The sequence below is a fragment of the Acidobacteriota bacterium genome (assembly GCA_009691245.1).
GTDB lineage: Bacteria > Acidobacteriota > Terriglobia > 2-12-FULL-54-10 > 2-12-FULL-54-10 > SHUM01.
Genome location: SHUM01000015.1, coordinates 1 through 14,810, shown reverse-complemented (window position 1 = coordinate 14,810; position 14,810 = coordinate 1). Strand labels below are relative to the sequence as shown.

Here is a 14,810-nt window from a genome sequence, read left to right as displayed (position 1 = left end):
CCGCGACTTCGCGTCCCGAACACCTGAGCCTAGCATAGGTTAGTTTACAAGATGAACATCGGCAGTTTGCGAGAGGTCCTCCACGCGCGGGCGGTTGACTCCGAAGGCCAGCAGCCAGGCGGGTATTTTGCTGATCGCCGGCACTCGCAGCAGCATACGGACCCAAGCTGGGATGCGGATTAACTTGTCGGAGTTGAGTACATTCAGCAGCACACGCTCCTGCATGAAGCTCTGAATTTGCTGGATCACCAGCGTGGGAAACTCGCGGGTACGCTGAACTTCCGCGAGGTGTTCCGTGGTCACGGAACCAGCGAGGAGTGACTGCTTGAGAATATTCGCCGCTGCCACGGCATCTTGTATGGCGTAGTTGATGCCCACGCCGCCCACGGGTGACATGACGTGCGCCGCGTCGCCAATCAGCAGCAGGCCCTCGCGATACCAGCGCGGGCAGCGCGAGGACTCCACGGACAGCAACGACAACTCTTGCCAATCCTTTAAGTGTTCCACATGGGGCCCAAAGCGCGGCTCCAAATCGACAACCGTTCGCCGCAGCGCCTCGATTCCCGCGTCGCGCAGCTCGTGATAAAGTCCCTTGCGAAATACCAAACCAAGCTGCCAACAGTCTTCACGAGCGATGATGGCAAGAACGTACCCATTCGCAAATCGACCCAACAGGCCTGTGGACTCCTCCATGTCGCTCGCTAATCGCGGCAATCGGAACCAGAGCACATCCATCGGAGGCGAAGTCTTCACCGCCTGCAGGCCCGCCAGTTGACGAACCCTGGAGAAACGCCCATCGGCTCCCACCGTGAGCGGCGCGCGGACTTCGTGCAGCACGGAGTCCTTGCTCATGTATTGCACTCCGCAAACGCGCCCGTCTTCTTCGATCAAGCGATGGACATTGGCCCCCATCACCAGATGAAAGTTCGGGTACTGGGAAGCTCCCCTCGTCAGGAACTCGAGAAACCGAGTCTGCGGCATCACCATGATGTAAGGGAAGCGCGTCTTGAGCAGGCGAAAATCGAACGGCTGAAACGGCCCGTCGGCGGTTTGAATCGTCGGTCCATAAATTTTGGCATGGCGAAGCTGATGCAGAGCATCGGACAATCCAAGCTGATCGAGATACTCCAGCACCGAGGGATGAATGGTGTCTCCGCGAAACTCGCGGTCGAAATCCTGATGCGCCTCGAGCAGTGTTACATCAATGCCGCGACGCGCCAGCAGCAGCGCCAGCAGCACCCCACCCGGCCCGCCCCCCACAACGCAACAGGAGGACTGCCGCACCTCGTGAGCATCCCGCGCGTTAGCGGCGGTTGCCGAATTAGTTGGCATTGGCACTTGCCCCATTTTCGTTTCCATCCACTTCCTTACAGCCAGTTTCTTACAGGAAGTTTCGTACAGGAAGTCACGATACTATGCGAGCACAACACTACGCGAACACAACAACGGTGCAACCACGGCGTGATTATAGAATAACTGCGAGGGCAACAGAGACATTCATGTGCTCAGTGTTGAATTACGGCGTGCCTTGCGCTGCGGCGGCGGGCAACTGGCGGCTCTCCAGAAAACAGAAGGCGCGTTCGTCGGCATCTGCGGAGCTGGGATTGGAGTTTTGTGTGTCACCCGTGGTGGTGTATGCGCGCAGGTCCCAGCCGCAGCGGTTTACGATCCGCTTCAGGCCCGCCTCGGAAAATATCCAATAGTTGGTCGAGTCGCCGTTGGCTTCGCCGGCGTCGAGCAGATAGGCCATGGGGTGATGCTGGAAGCGCACGGCGTGGTCGGCGGTCGAGCGCGCGTGCTCAACACGCAGTAGCGGGCGTGGCGGGCCAGCGTCTCCAGCGCGTAGTAAGGATTCTTCAGGTGATAGAGGATGCCGCAGAAAAACGCCAGCCCATAGCGCGGCGCGGGCAGCGTGAAGCGGTCGTCCAGATCAGCCTCGAATATTTCCAGCGATGATTGCAGCGCGTCCTTCAGCGCACGGACGCCGCGCATGTTATTGAAGTTTGTCGGGGGAAAATCCACCGCGTGAACCTGGGAACCCAGCGATTCCAGAAAGAGGGAAACGTCCCCGTCGCCGCAGCCAAGATCAAGCACCGGCTCGCCCCCCGCCATGCTTAGGAAGTAGCGGTCCTCGTCGCGGAGCAACTGCTCCAGCGGATAAAAGTTCATCAACGATTCATACGGGTACCACGCAAATTCCCCGGCAGGACTAGCGGGCAAGGCGGGCATGTCAGGCGCAAGGGGCCGAGTGAGACCAGCGGAGATGTCATCCTTCACCGCGCGCAGCGTCTTGCGAAACGGCTCCATCATTTTTCTGATGGCATGAATATCCAGCGACTCACTCTGGGAAAGAGTCATTTGCCGGGCCGACCGGCCCAACACTCTCGCCACCAACGAAGGTTTAGGAAGAAGCATCTCGGCACTCAGCAAAGCAACGACGCCTGAGAATATACCACGGTCGTGGAGTGGGAACTCGGGAATCGGGGAGAAGGCCGGCAGAACCGCGAATTTTGTCAGAATGGAAAATTTTGGTTATTTGTCGGCGAACGGCGGCAGGAGCGCAGGGGAAAATGCCCGGGGGCTTTCCCCGATTTCCCGAATCCCTATCCACTCATTCAGTATCTGGCACGGACTGGGCAATCTGGTCAGAGTGGGCAATTCCGTGAAAGTGTGCACTTTGGGCAGGGTGGATTCTTTATGCAATTTGGCGGGCGTGCGTGGTGGGCGAAACAGGCGGCTTTCCGGCGAATATCAGAGTGGGTTTGCCGGGAATTTATTGACACGTGGCGGAGCGATTCCTGGCGGACGCCTAGCGGCCTACGGTCAGGCGGTAGGAGAGGAATTCGGGCAGGTCGGCATCCACCATTTTGCGGACGGTGGTCTCGATGTCATAGGGGACGCGGCGGTACTCGATGTAGCCCTTGGTGTCATAGATGGCGAAGGCGGCGCGCGGGTCGCGGTCGCGGGGCTGGCCGACCGAGCCGGGATTGATGTAGTAGCCCTCGCCCTCGCGGATCTCCAGCAGGCGGAAGGCGCTCTCGCGGGCCACGCCGCTGGGCAGCACCAGCACGTTCTCGCGGATAGTCTTGAGGAACCCTCCCTGCAAGTGCGTGTGGCCGAAGAAGGCCAGCGGGTGGGTCATCAGCGCGAAGCAATCAGCGGCTTCAGTGGAGACGGTTACGTACTCGTCCTCGTCGCGCGGGCTGCCGTGGAAGATGCTGAAGATATCGTCGATCACCAGCGGCCCCGCGGGCAATTGCTGCAGATACTCAATGTTCTCCGGCTTCATGTGCGAGCGAGTCCAATAGGCGGCCAGGCGCGCGGCTTCGTTGAACTCAAGAGCGTCGCTGACGCCGGAGCAGGCGCGGTCGTGATTGCCGCGCACCACGCGCTTGACGTTCTGGCGCACCCAGTCAGTCACCGAGTCTGGGTCGGGGCCATAGCCGACGAGGTCGCCGCAACACACAATGTCTTCGTAGTCGCCCTTGGCCGAGATCAGCACGGCGCGCAGCGCTTCGTAGTTAGCGTGGATGTCGCTGAGGATCAGATAGCGCATAGTTCAGAATTGGTCTTCCGGCATAAACCCCGAGTATAACGCGGATGGCTTTGCATTGTCGCGGTCTTGCCATGTGCCATTCATGCAGAACGATACGGCGACGATGCAATTGAAATTGTAGCGCAGATAAACTGGCGGGCGTCAGTACCGAGTTGTAAACACTTGATCTCAGCGCTTCTGCGAGGATTCCAACTCGCGCCACGCCTGACTCTTGGAGATGCCGCGCTCGCGGGCGGCGCGCTTCAATGCCTCCATGCGTGAGACACCGTGTTCATTCATCAATTGCAACACACGGTCGGCGATGGGCACGTTCCCAGTATCTGCCTGCGGTGCTGCGACGGAGTGCTCATCGGCCGCGCCGATCAGCACGGTGATCTCGCCCAGAACTTTCTCCCTGCCCTGCAGAACGCTTAACACCTCCGAGCATCTTCCACGCAGTAGCTCTTCATGAATCTTGGTCAACTCGCGCGCCACCACCACGGGCCGTTCGCCAAGCGTATCGCGCACGGCAACGAGCAAGTCCACTACCCGGTGTGGAGATTCGAACAACACCATCGTGCCGGAAATTTCGCTCAGGCCGGACAATGCTTTGCGGCGCGCGGTGTCGCGTGGAGGCAGGAATCCAGCGAAGTGAAACGAGTGCGTCGGCAATCCCGAGGCGGACAGCGCGGCCAGCACCGCGGAGGCTCCCGGGACAGGCACCACCGTTATGCGATGACGAGCGCACAACTGCACCAAACGGTATCCCGGATCGGAGATGCAGGGCATGCCCGCATCCGTTACCAGCGCAATGCGCGCGCCTTGCTCAAGCTGCAAGACCAGCTCCGGCGCGCGGGTCATCTCGTTATGCTCGTGGTAGCTGACGGTGCGCGTCTGAATCGCAAAGTGAGTGAGCAGCTTCTGCGTCTGCCGGGTATCCTCGCAGGCGACGCAATCGACCTCGCGTAGCACGCGCAAGGCGCGCAGCGTGATATCTTCCAGGTTACCGATCGGAGTGCCCAGCAGATAGAGCACTCCAGGCGGGTTGGCTGGCAACCCTTCGACTACGGCCAAGGGTCTGGTAGATTCTGGATTTCGTTTAGCCATTCTGAGCGCACTCCAGCTCGCTCAGAATAGCACGACCGCCGTCTTGCCGGTTTGGCCATGGCCGCCAGGGACGCCAGGGACGGATGAGAGGTGCTCCCGCCACGCTCCCAGCCATGCCTTCCATGCCACTCTCGAAACTTCAAAATGAGGTGTACAAAATGAGGTGTAGATGAAATGCAGGCTTGCCTGCGCTCAAAAATCGGCGATAATTATCAGTTGGCGTAATTGTTAACTTGCTATTGAGGGAAACAGTCGCCGCAATTAATTTTCTTGTGGACAATTGGAAGGAGCCGGACTTGGCTAGGCTTACAAAGCAGGAACTGAAGAAGGATGAACTGGTCGCGCAACTTGGCGTCGGGCTGAATTACTTCATGCACCACCGTCGACCGCTGCTTAAGTGGATTGGCATCGGCGGCGGGGTTGTGGTGTTAGCCCTGGCCGTGATGTTGTTCCTGCGCAGCCGCAATCAAAATGCTTCCGAGGCCTTCGGCAAGGCGCTCGATACGTACCATGCGACCGTCACCCCAACGAAAGCGCCGGAGAATACAGGCAAATGGTTCGCCACCGAGCCAGAGCGCTACGAGGCTGCCATCAAGGATTTCACTACCGTCTCCAATGAGCATAGCGGGACCACCGCGGCGCGCTGGGCGAAATACTACGTCGCGCTTTCGCAGGTGGGGTTGGCGAAATATGCCGAGGCGGAAAAGCAATTACAGGAACTATCCGGTGAAGGCGATGCGGACTTTCGCTCGGTAACCAAGATGGCGCTGGCGGGCACATTGCAGAAGCAGTCCAAGGCCGCTGACGCTGAAAAGATTCTCAAAGAACTGGAGCAGAACCCCACGCGCACAGTGCCCAAGGTAACCGCGCAGTTGGCGCTCGCCGATATTTATCGCACCAGCAACCCCGGCCAGGCCAGGACTATTTATCAGGAAATTGAGAAAGAATTCCCCGAGTCCTCGCTGGCCGAGATGGCTTCGGCGCGCATCCTGGAACTTCCCGCCCAGTAAAGCATGAGCGCTCGTGTCTGAGCCGGAATTCGATCAGGCCACCTCCAGCTATGCGCGAATACGCTCTAAAAACCGCTGACACCAGGGGACGCCGGCACTCGGAGCCACCACACCGCTATCGCAATGATTATCAGCGCGACCGCGACCGCATTGTGCATTCGCGCGCCTTCCGGCGTCTGGAAAATAAGACGCAGGTCTTCACCACGCGCTTTTCCGACCACTTCCGCAACCGGCTCACGCACACGATTGAAGTCGCCCAGATCTCGCGCACCATCGCCGGCGTGATTGGACTGAACGAAGATTTGGTGGAGGCCCTCGCACTGGTCCATGACATCGGCCACCCGCCCTTTGGCCATGCCGGCGAACACACTCTCGACCGCATCATGCAGCAGTTCGGCGAGCGCTTTGATCACAACCTGCACGCCCTGCGCATCGTCGAATCATTTGAGCAGCGCTACGCCGAGTTTGCCGGGCTGAATCTGACATTTGAAGTGCGCGAAGGAATCATCAAGCACTCGCGCGACTACTCCCCCGAGCATCATCCCGAGCTAAGTGAATACGCGCTGGACCAGCGCCCGCCGCTGGAGGCCCAGTTGATCGACCTGGCCGACGAGGTCGCCTACAACACGGCGGACCTCGACGACGGCATGGAGGCCAAGCTGCTAACCATCGACTCGCTGCGCGCCGACCTGCCCATCTTCGATGAATACTTCCAGCAGGTAGTGGCGTGCTATCCCGCCGCAGCCGCCAAGATGCAGTTCAATGAAGTCATCAAGATGATCCTGAACTTCCTGGCTACCGATCTGATGGAAAACTCGTTGGCCGAGATCGCGCGGCTCGGGATCAAGTCCGTCGCCGACGTGCGAGCCTGCCCGCGACGGATCATCGCGTTCAGCAAGGAAGCGGCAGAGCACAAGAACATCCTGAAGAAGTATCTCTATAAGCATCTCTACGCGCATCCCGCGCTGGCTCCCGAACGCGAAGCGGGCCTGCTGGCCATGGATCGATTGTTCCAACTCTATCTCGATCACCCCGACAAGATGCCGCGCGGGTACGCCGAGCAGGCACGGCAATCAGCAGGGGGGGCACCGCTGCATCGCGTGGTCTGCGACTACATCGCGGGCATGACCGACCCCTACGTTCTCCGCCTCGCGCTGGAACAGTTCGGCCCGGTGAACGCCGGATCAGGCCCGCGCGCCTGATCGGCTACTCGCGAAATTATTGCATTGAGGAACTTTTCAGATGGTAAAGCGTAGATCAACTGGAGCCAGGGATGAGAAGTAGATGGATCGGCGCAATGCTATCTTCAAAGCATACAAAGACGCGCTGACGGCCAATAGGCCACAAGATTTGGGAAGATTATGCGGATTTGCGGGATACAGAGCGTCGACCCGAGGATTGCCGAGTTTCACGCACTTTGGCTTGCGGCGTTTGCCGCAGCGAAGAAGAATGTTTCTTGAGCTGCTTTATTCTTTCCTGTTGTTCAGCTTCCGGCATTGAAGCCATGATGGCGTCGACTTTTGTCGCCAGTTCGCTTAACAGAAGTTCGGATAGTTGAGTCAATTTCATCTCAACAATAGTTTGCCGGTTGTTGTGGAAAATTATCCACGTCCCTCCACAAGTCGTTTATGTACTTACCTAATTACCACATGACAACTGGTTGGCTTGCCGTTGGCTGGATTCACTTTTGACGGAAGTGCTTCCCCCGCGCCTCACATCTAACGTATAATGATCAATGCGGCTTTGCGGTAGATAGGACACAGGGCCATGTTCATCGACATACATGAACTTGAAAAAGATGCCTTGGAGTTTCAGCAGACTCTTCAGCCGGGCCGTATAGGCTTTGGCAGCGAGATCAAGCAGCTTGAGCCGCTCACGACGACGGGCGTGGCCGAGTTGCTGGGCCAGGAGATTCATCTGTCTGGCTCGCTGCGCACGGTGGTCGAGACGATTTGCGACCGGTGTCTGGAACCGACGCGGCGGCCCATTGATATTGAGTATGATCTGTTTTACCGGCCGATGAAGTCCATCGCGCGCGAGGAAGAGATCGAAGTAAAGCCGGCGGAACTGGAGATCGGGTTTTACGAGGGGCACGGCCTCGAACTCGATGAAGTGCTGAAGGAGCAGGTGCTGCTCACCCTGCCCATGAAGAATGTTTGCCGGGAAGATTGCGCGGGACTTTGCCCGCAGTGTGGCCAGAACCGCAATCTTACCGTGTGCTCATGCAAGACTGAAAAAATCGACGTCCGGTTGGCCGGACTCGAAAGTTTCAAGAAACAGTAGTTCGTAAATGTTCCGCGGAGGAAAGAATGCCCAATCCAAAACGACGCCACTCACATGCCCGCCAAGGCACGCGCCGCGCTCATGATTTTTTGGTCCCCACCCAAACGGTGGACTGCCCCAAATGCCATGAGAAGCGTCTGGCGCATTCGGCCTGCAAGAGTTGTGGTTATTACAAAGGCCGCCCTGTCATTAAAGTGGCAACTGCGAAATAGTTTTTGTACGGATCTGATCCAGTCGCCGGAGTCCTCCGCACAGTGTGGCGGATGACGACCCGGCGATTTTGATCTAGTAAGACTATCCGCCGGAGATGATCTCCACGCCATGAAGACCATCGCATTTCTATTCCCCGGTCAGGGATCGCAATCGCCCGGCATGGGCCGTGAGCTGGCCGAGGCTTTTCCCGCCGCGCACGCCGCATTTGACGAAGCGGATCAGGCGCTGGGATTCCCGCTCTCGCAGATGTGCTATGACGGTCCCGCTGAGCAGCTTCAACTAACCGCCAACACGCAGCCGGCCATTCTGGCTACTTCCGTAGCCGCCTACCGTGTCCTTCAGGAAAAAGGTATTCGGCCCGTCTCGGTCGCCGGGCACAGTCTGGGCGAGTACTCCGCGCTGGTGGCGGCCGGCGCGCTGAATTTCTCTGACGCGCTGCGCATTGTGCGCCATCGCGGCGAATACATGCAGCAGGCCGTACCCGTTGGCACCGGAGCGATGGCGGCGCTGCTGGGTATCGGCATCGCCAAAGTGACCGAGCTGTGCGCTGAAGCCGCGCAGGGAGAGATTTGCAGTCCTGCCAATATCAATTCAGCCGAGCAGATCGTCGTCGCGGGACACAAGGCCGCCATTGAGCGCGTAATGGCATTGGCAACCGCAGCCGGAGCGAAGCGCGCCGTACCTCTGCCAGTGAGCGCGCCATTCCATTGCGCCCTAATGCGCCCGGCGCAGGAACGTCTCGCGCCAGAGCTGAACGCGACGGTGTTTAGCGATCTTGAATTTCCATTAATCAACAATGTGCGCGCCGAGGAAGTTCGCGGCGGCAGCGCGGCGCGGCAGGGCGTGATTGACCAGATTCCCTCGCCCGTGTTGTGGGAGCAGAGTATGCGCAAGTTGCTGGCGGCGGGAGTGGAACTGTTTGTGGAAGTCGGGCCGGGCCGCGTCCTCAGCGGCTTGCTCCGCCAGATCGACCGCGCGGCTGCGTGCGTCAACGTGGAAGATGTGAAGAGTCTGGAAAAAGCGCTCAGCGCAATCCAGGTGAGCTAGTCTTTGGTAGCCACGGTGAGCATTTTTCTCGCCGTGGACCCATGGTTGCGACCAAACGACCACGGCCAGAACAACGCTCACCGTGGCTACCAAAGCAAAATCGGAGGCAAGCGATGTCGCTCGAAGGAAAAATCGCGCTGGTAACGGGAGCTTCGCAAGGTATCGGACGAGCCTGCGCCCTGTTGTTGGCGGCAGCGGGAGCGAAGGTGGCGGTGGCTTCGCGCAATCTTGCAAAACTCGAAGACCTGGCCGCGGAGATTCGCCAGACGCGCCATGCCGAGGACGCCGCAGCGGCGTTCGAGTTGGATGTGGCCAGCGAAGAGAGCATCAAGAAGTGCTTCGATCAGGCTGAAGAGCGCTGCGGGCCGATCGACATTTTGATCAACAATGCCGGCATCACTCGCGACGGCCTCATGCTGCGCATGAAGCGGACAGACTGGGACGCGGTTCTCAACACCAATCTAACTTCGATGTTCCTGTGCATCCAGCAGGTACTGCCGGGAATGATTCGCCGGCGGCAGGGCCGCATCATCAACATTACGTCGGTGGTCTCGCAGTTGGGCAATCCCGGCCAAGCCAACTACGTCGCGTCCAAGGCGGGCATCAATGGACTGACCCGCGCGCTGGCGCTGGAAGTGGCCTCGCGCAAGGTGACGGTAAACGCCGTGGCACCGGGCTTCATCGAGACGGCCATGACGGAAGTCATCACTCCCGAGCAAAAGGAAAAACTCTTCGCGCGTATCCCGCTCGGTCGGCTGGGCCTACCCGCCGACGTGGCTCACGCCGTGGGCTACCTCGCCTCCGAGGAAGCTTCCTACATCACCGGGCAGGTGATCCACGTTAACGGTGGGATGTACCTGGCCAGTTAATTGCCGATGCTGTGAACAGAGTTGCGAACCGTGCCGCGACAGTTCGGCATTTAACTGGCTTTTGAATCGGGCGGGAGAGTATAGCGCTTGATCAGGTCGAGGAGCGTCTGCGTCTGCGTCTTGAACTCCGCCACGGTGCTCTTCAGGCTGGGGTCGACTTTCTTGCTCATGTTGAGGATGTCCGCGCAAGCCAGCATCACCGTGATCGGCGCCATGGTCTGATGATAGAACGGTTCCGCAATGTCAGCGGGCAGCCGCACTCCGGTCTGCGCGAAGGTGGGATCATTGAAACCAAACGGCTGGTTCTCTGTCCCGGATGCCGCGCCAGCAACGCCAGCCTGCGCCTGAGCTTGCCCCTTGGCCAACGCGGCTTTGAGCGTCTTCACCTGCGCCTTCAATTGATTCACCAGCGGACGCAACTCGGTCAGTTCCTGATCCTTCGGCAAAAGCTGCTGCTGAACTTCTTCCCAACGCGCCTCGAACTTCTTGATGCGTTCGGCGGAGGATTCAGCCTCCTTCAACACCTGATTACGTGTCGCCTCCAGCTCGCCATCCAATAGGAGGATGCGGGATTCGGCCAGCGCGGAGTGGGTGAGCGTCTCGGTCAGCGCGGTATCCAACGCAGTGACCGTCGTATCGCTATTGTCATCGATGGAGCCTACCATGCTGGCGGCTTCCAGTTGGGCTTGCAGCGACAGAATCTTCTGCTCCTGCTCACCCGAACGGGCGCGAGCCTGGCTGCGCTCGGAGTCCATCAGCTTGGCCTGACACTCCATCGCCTCACGCTGCTCACGTACCTGCTGTTCGAGGGCTTCGACAGCCATCTGCACCATGCTAGCGCTGCCTTCAATGCGTTGGCGCTCGGCGTGCGCCTGGCTGACGGCGCGTTCACTTTGCTTGAGTTTTGCTTCCCACTCATCGGCGGTGCGCCGGGACTTTTCTTTTTCTGTGGCAAATTCTCGCTGCGAATTCTCGACTTCATCCTCAAGACGCTGCACCAGCGACTCCAGCCTTGAAATGTGAGCGTGGCTGGCACCGATCTCCGTTGACAGTCCCATCGTGGTCGATCGCGTGTTGGAAAGAGTCGTCTCCTCCTGATCCTTCTCCAGCGTGACGATGCACTCGTTTAGCTCAGCTACTTCCTGCATCAGAGTGTCCCGCTGTGTGGCTGTTCGCTCCAGCTCTTTGTTGAATTTTTCCCGCTCGTCCTGCACCTGGCGCTCCAGCGCGGTGACGGACTTGCGCAGCACCGCGGCGCGGGCCTCGATATCCCCTCGCTCCCCGCGGACTTTGTCGGCGGTCGAACGCAGTTCGTTGCCCTGCACCTCCATCTGTCCCAGTTGCACGCGGGCGAGCTGGCGCTCTTCGTCCAGCTTTTTTTTCAGGGCACCATTTTCTTCGCGCAGCCGGTCCAACTCTCCCACCTTTTGCAGAGTTACATCGTTATCCGTTGCGGGCGTCTCCGCCTTCTTGGGAGCGGAAGACTCTTTGTTGCTGGCAGGCTTGGTATCCTCGGCGGGCAACGCGCGCGCCGGCGCGCGACCGGTAAACAGAGTTATCAAAGACCCGGTTGGGTCTTCTGGTTCCCCGGCTGATTCCGATTTGGCCGACCCGCCAAATAACCCCGAGAGCTTCTTGAAAAATCCACCGGGACGAGGAGACGGCGACTCCATACGCGATTCGACTTCAGGCTCTGAGGCCACGATTGGCTTTGAACGCGGGGGGGCCGGCGGGATTTTCCTTGACTCTGTTTTTTTTAGCCACTTCTGCAAGCTCCCCTACCGGCTGAAACATTCGCCGACACCTAACCTTAACAATTCATGCTATCAAGGCTATCGGTCAAGTTGCATAAACATCTTGCTCAAAATTGGAGATCGCACCCGGCTGTGTTCCTAATGAGGTATAGGGGGAGGAGGAACTTTACTCGGGCTGCGTCCGCCGGCGAGCAACTGCTGGAGCATCTGTTCGTATTGTGTAGTTACCACATCCCAATTGTAACGGCTCAACACGCGGGCGCGGGCAAGGACCTTGTATTGCTGGCGAAGAGCCTCATCGCCGATCAACCGCGACATTTGGTGGGCGCAGACTTCGGCATCCTGCGTGAAGGGGATCGCGGCGTCACCGGCCACCTCGGCGTTCTCCGGTGTATTCAGATAGAGTGTGGCGCAGCCCCGGCCCATGGCCTCGATCAGCGCCGGGTGCGTGCCTCCCACCTCCGTGGCGTGAACGTAGGCGAAGGCGTGCGATTGCAGCTCCCGGTAACCAGCCCCGTAAATGGCTCCAGGAAACAGGATGCGCGAGGCATTGCTTGCTTTGGGGGTTGCCTTCAACCGCGCAATGTATTCGTCCGCGTAGGGAGCATCGCCAACAATCACCAACTTCTTTCGCGTCTCTACGCGCTCGAAGGCTTGAATCACCAGCAGCGCATTATTCTCGGGCTCCAGCCTGGAGACATAAAGGAAGTAGTCATCCGGCACAAGCCCCAAGCGATCGAGCGCCACCCGCGTCTCGACTTTCTCCGCATCCGCGCCATAGGGGATACACCAGGAATCACGCCCGTAATGCTTGGCGTAGTAGGCGCGAATGACCTCGGCATCGGTAACAATGCCATTCGGCAGCACCGTGGCCAAACGCTCGGAGATGCGATACCAGGCGCGTCCCAGCGCATTCCACTTTTTGCGTTGACGCTCCAGGCCGTCCACGTTGCTTACAGTCTTCTTTCCCACCATGCGAGGAAGAAAGGAGAACACGGCATTGGCGGCGTTGCAGATCAGGATCACTTCGATATCCCGTGGGAGCACATGCAGGATGGAAAGAAAAGTGTGGGCAATGGTATCGAGATATTTATGCGGGATGGTGGGCAGCAGCTTCAGGCGCACGCCGCGATAGGTGTCACCACGATATTGAATGTTGTTGGTGCGGCCATAGACGACAACTTCGTGACCCCGTTCCACCAATCGCGCGGACAACTCCTCCGCGAAGGTTTCAAAGCCGCCGTAATTTGCCGGAATGCCGCGCGTGCCCAAGATGGCGATCTTCATCAATCATCATGATAGCGGGCGAAGTTGAAAATGCCAGTGTAAATGTATACGGAAGGGTAAGACGAAAAGTTAGCGAGAACGTTCGGGGCCCGAACCGGCCGGACGCAGATTGACGATGGCCGCCGCCGCGGACTTGGCGGCAACCGGCAGGTTCTCTTCCGGCTTGAGCAGAAACGGCGCGGGAAAAGTGACGGGCTGAAAGCGGAACCAGGCCTTCATGTAATCATCCGAAACGCGCCGACGCTGCTGAATGATGCGCCGCTTGGCCATGATCCGGCTCCAGTTGCGCAGGACAAAGCCGAGCCCCGCAAGCGATCCGCGTTCGCTGACCAGGCAGTAGGCCAGAATGCCCAGATCACGCACCGTAACGGTAAACAAATTCACCAGATACAGGCCAAACGTGGCGTTCTTGATGCGCATCAGGAAACGGTTCTTCACCGAATGTTGATTGATCAGCGAGGGCAGGTTGCGCCGTACGCCCGGGAATACGCGCCGCACATGATACCCAATTGCATGGGGAACATAGAGGCACTTCCAGCCGAACAACTGGGCGCGCCAGGCCACATCGGCATCCTCGCGGGAAAAGAAAAAGTCCTCGTCGAAGAACTCACCTTCCACCGAAACATCTTCGATCATCGCGCGCCGATAAAATGCCGCCGCTCCCGTGGCGCCGAATACATAGGCTGGCTGACTGTACTCCGGCCCGTCGGGAAGATGTGTGCCGCGATCAAAATGCCGGAAGGTGGGCGTGAAATAGATTCCGGCGGAGTCCACTTGTGGTATACAGGAAATGGAGAGGTCCGGCTCGGCGCGCAGCAGCTTGCCGCAAAGCGTGCCCGCGTTGGGATCCTGGGCACCGGCCGAGACGAGTGAGGAGACAAATGCCGGGGTCAGCGCGGCATCTGGATTGAGCACCAGGACCCAGTCGCCTTCAGCGCGACGAATGCCCTGGTTCTGCCCGCCGCAAAAACCGCGATTCTGCTTGTTCCAGATCACGCTAATCCGTTTTTGATAACTTTCCAGGATGCTCCGCGTATCGTCGGTGCTGGCGTTGTCAATGACGATCACTTCCAGCCGCGGCCAGTCCTGCGCCAGCACGGAATCCAGGCAGCGCTTCAGAAAAGGTCCGCTATTGTAGGTCACGATGGAAATGGATACGAGCGGTGCGCGCGTCACCCCAGTCAATTGATCCCCCATACGTTATTTCAGTCCCTCTAAGCGGCACCGCCCAGCCCAGCCCGGGCGTAGCCAGCCGTGTCGTCGGATATGTAAGCTGCTCAATTCCATTGCTCACGGCCCCTTAAGCCAAGCGCACTGCAGGGTGGCTTGCAAAGGCCACACGAGCGGCTCGCCAATAGGCCGCTACGCGCGCGTTGCGGACGCGGGACTGCGTGCGGGGTCTTGATGAAATCCACTCAATTATCGGTCCAATCACCAGCCCAGTCAACTCCGCCGCGATCCTCAAACCCAAACCACAAAGCAGAGCGGCCCGAACCAAGCAACTAGCCCGCCAGCCCAAATTCTTTCCCACATAATAAATCAAGTTGCGGTACCAGTAAACCTGCTTTTCTGAAAAATCGACGGATGCGAGCGAATGCCCCCCTTGGTGTTCGATCACCACGTCGGGAATATAGACAATCATTCCACCTGCCCGCTTCAGCCGCAGACAGAGATCCACGTCTTCAAACCACAATGGATAGAAGCG

General features: G+C 58.8%; 15 protein-coding genes. 6 read left to right on the top strand and 9 right to left on the bottom strand.

Going from position 1 to position 14,810, the window contains the following annotated elements:
* Positions 1–39: 39 nt before the first annotated feature.
* From EXQ56_05405 to rsmI, 5 genes are all read right to left on the bottom strand, one after another.
* A complete protein-coding gene (locus EXQ56_05405) occupies positions 40–1,347 on the bottom strand; it encodes an FAD-dependent oxidoreductase (protein ID MSO19892.1) in 1,308 nt (435 codons plus the stop codon).
* Positions 1,348–1,516: 169 nt separating this feature from the next.
* The gene (locus EXQ56_05400; protein MSO19891.1) at positions 1,517–1,750 is read right to left on the bottom strand and encodes a hypothetical protein; all 234 of its coding nucleotides are present in this window, start codon (positions 1,748–1,750) and stop codon (positions 1,517–1,519) included.
* Positions 1,675–2,415 (bottom strand): class I SAM-dependent methyltransferase, encoded by a 741-nt coding sequence (locus EXQ56_05395; GenBank protein ID MSO19890.1) that lies wholly within the window; start codon positions 2,413–2,415, stop codon positions 1,675–1,677. The genes EXQ56_05400 and EXQ56_05395 overlap by 76 nt, the downstream gene beginning before the upstream one ends.
* Before the next feature lie 394 nt (positions 2,416–2,809).
* Complete coding sequence (locus EXQ56_05390; GenBank protein ID MSO19889.1) at positions 2,810–3,556, bottom strand: metallophosphoesterase; 747 nt, start codon at positions 3,554–3,556, stop codon at positions 2,810–2,812.
* A gap of 168 nt (positions 3,557–3,724) precedes the next feature.
* Positions 3,725–4,642, bottom strand: coding sequence for a 16S rRNA (cytidine(1402)-2'-O)-methyltransferase (gene rsmI, locus EXQ56_05385; protein MSO19888.1), 918 nt, complete (start codon positions 4,640–4,642; stop codon positions 3,725–3,727).
* A gap of 296 nt (positions 4,643–4,938) precedes the next feature.
* On the opposite strand from rsmI, the gene EXQ56_05380 reads away from it, so the two are divergent.
* Positions 4,939–5,652 carry a tetratricopeptide repeat protein gene (locus EXQ56_05380; protein ID MSO19887.1) on the top strand — a complete coding sequence of 238 codons (714 nt, stop codon included), beginning with the start codon at positions 4,939–4,941 and terminating at the stop codon, positions 5,650–5,652.
* A 50-nt stretch (positions 5,653–5,702) separates the two neighbouring features.
* Entirely contained in the window at positions 5,703–6,854 is a 1,152-nt protein-coding gene (locus tag EXQ56_05375; protein MSO19886.1) for a deoxyguanosinetriphosphate triphosphohydrolase, read from the top strand.
* A 157-nt stretch (positions 6,855–7,011) separates the two neighbouring features.
* On the opposite strand, the gene EXQ56_05370 is transcribed toward EXQ56_05375, so the two are convergent.
* A complete protein-coding gene (locus tag EXQ56_05370) occupies positions 7,012–7,215 on the bottom strand; it encodes a hypothetical protein (protein ID MSO19885.1) in 204 nt (67 codons plus the stop codon).
* A gap of 204 nt (positions 7,216–7,419) precedes the next feature.
* Between EXQ56_05370 and EXQ56_05365 the strand changes: the two genes are divergently transcribed.
* The 4 genes from EXQ56_05365 to fabG all read left to right on the top strand — a co-directional run bounded on the left by EXQ56_05365 (position 7,420) and on the right by fabG (position 10,064).
* Entirely contained in the window at positions 7,420–7,935 is a 516-nt protein-coding gene (locus tag EXQ56_05365) for a DUF177 domain-containing protein (GenBank protein ID MSO19884.1), read from the top strand.
* A gap of 26 nt (positions 7,936–7,961) precedes the next feature.
* Complete coding sequence (locus EXQ56_05360; GenBank protein ID MSO19883.1) at positions 7,962–8,147, top strand: 50S ribosomal protein L32; 186 nt, start codon at positions 7,962–7,964, stop codon at positions 8,145–8,147.
* Between the two features lie 109 nt (positions 8,148–8,256).
* Positions 8,257–9,195, top strand: a complete 939-nt coding sequence (fabD, locus tag EXQ56_05355; protein MSO19882.1) for a [acyl-carrier-protein] S-malonyltransferase — start codon at positions 8,257–8,259, stop codon at positions 9,193–9,195.
* A 113-nt stretch (positions 9,196–9,308) separates the two neighbouring features.
* Positions 9,309–10,064 (top strand): 3-oxoacyl-[acyl-carrier-protein] reductase, encoded by a 756-nt coding sequence (fabG, locus tag EXQ56_05350; protein MSO19881.1) that lies wholly within the window; start codon positions 9,309–9,311, stop codon positions 10,062–10,064.
* Between the two features lie 50 nt (positions 10,065–10,114).
* Here fabG and EXQ56_05345 read toward each other — a convergent pair whose 3' ends face one another.
* From EXQ56_05345 to EXQ56_05335, 3 genes are all read right to left on the bottom strand, one after another.
* A complete protein-coding gene (locus EXQ56_05345) occupies positions 10,115–11,626 on the bottom strand; it encodes a hypothetical protein (protein ID MSO19880.1) in 1,512 nt (503 codons plus the stop codon).
* Positions 11,627–11,956: 330 nt separating this feature from the next.
* On the bottom strand, positions 11,957–13,105 hold the full coding sequence (locus EXQ56_05340; GenBank protein MSO19879.1) for a DUF1972 domain-containing protein: 1,149 nt from the start codon (positions 13,103–13,105) through the stop codon (positions 11,957–11,959).
* Positions 13,106–13,174: 69 nt separating this feature from the next.
* Complete coding sequence (locus tag EXQ56_05335) at positions 13,175–14,302, bottom strand: glycosyltransferase family 2 protein (protein MSO19878.1); 1,128 nt, start codon at positions 14,300–14,302, stop codon at positions 13,175–13,177.
* Positions 14,303–14,810 lie beyond the last annotated feature (508 nt).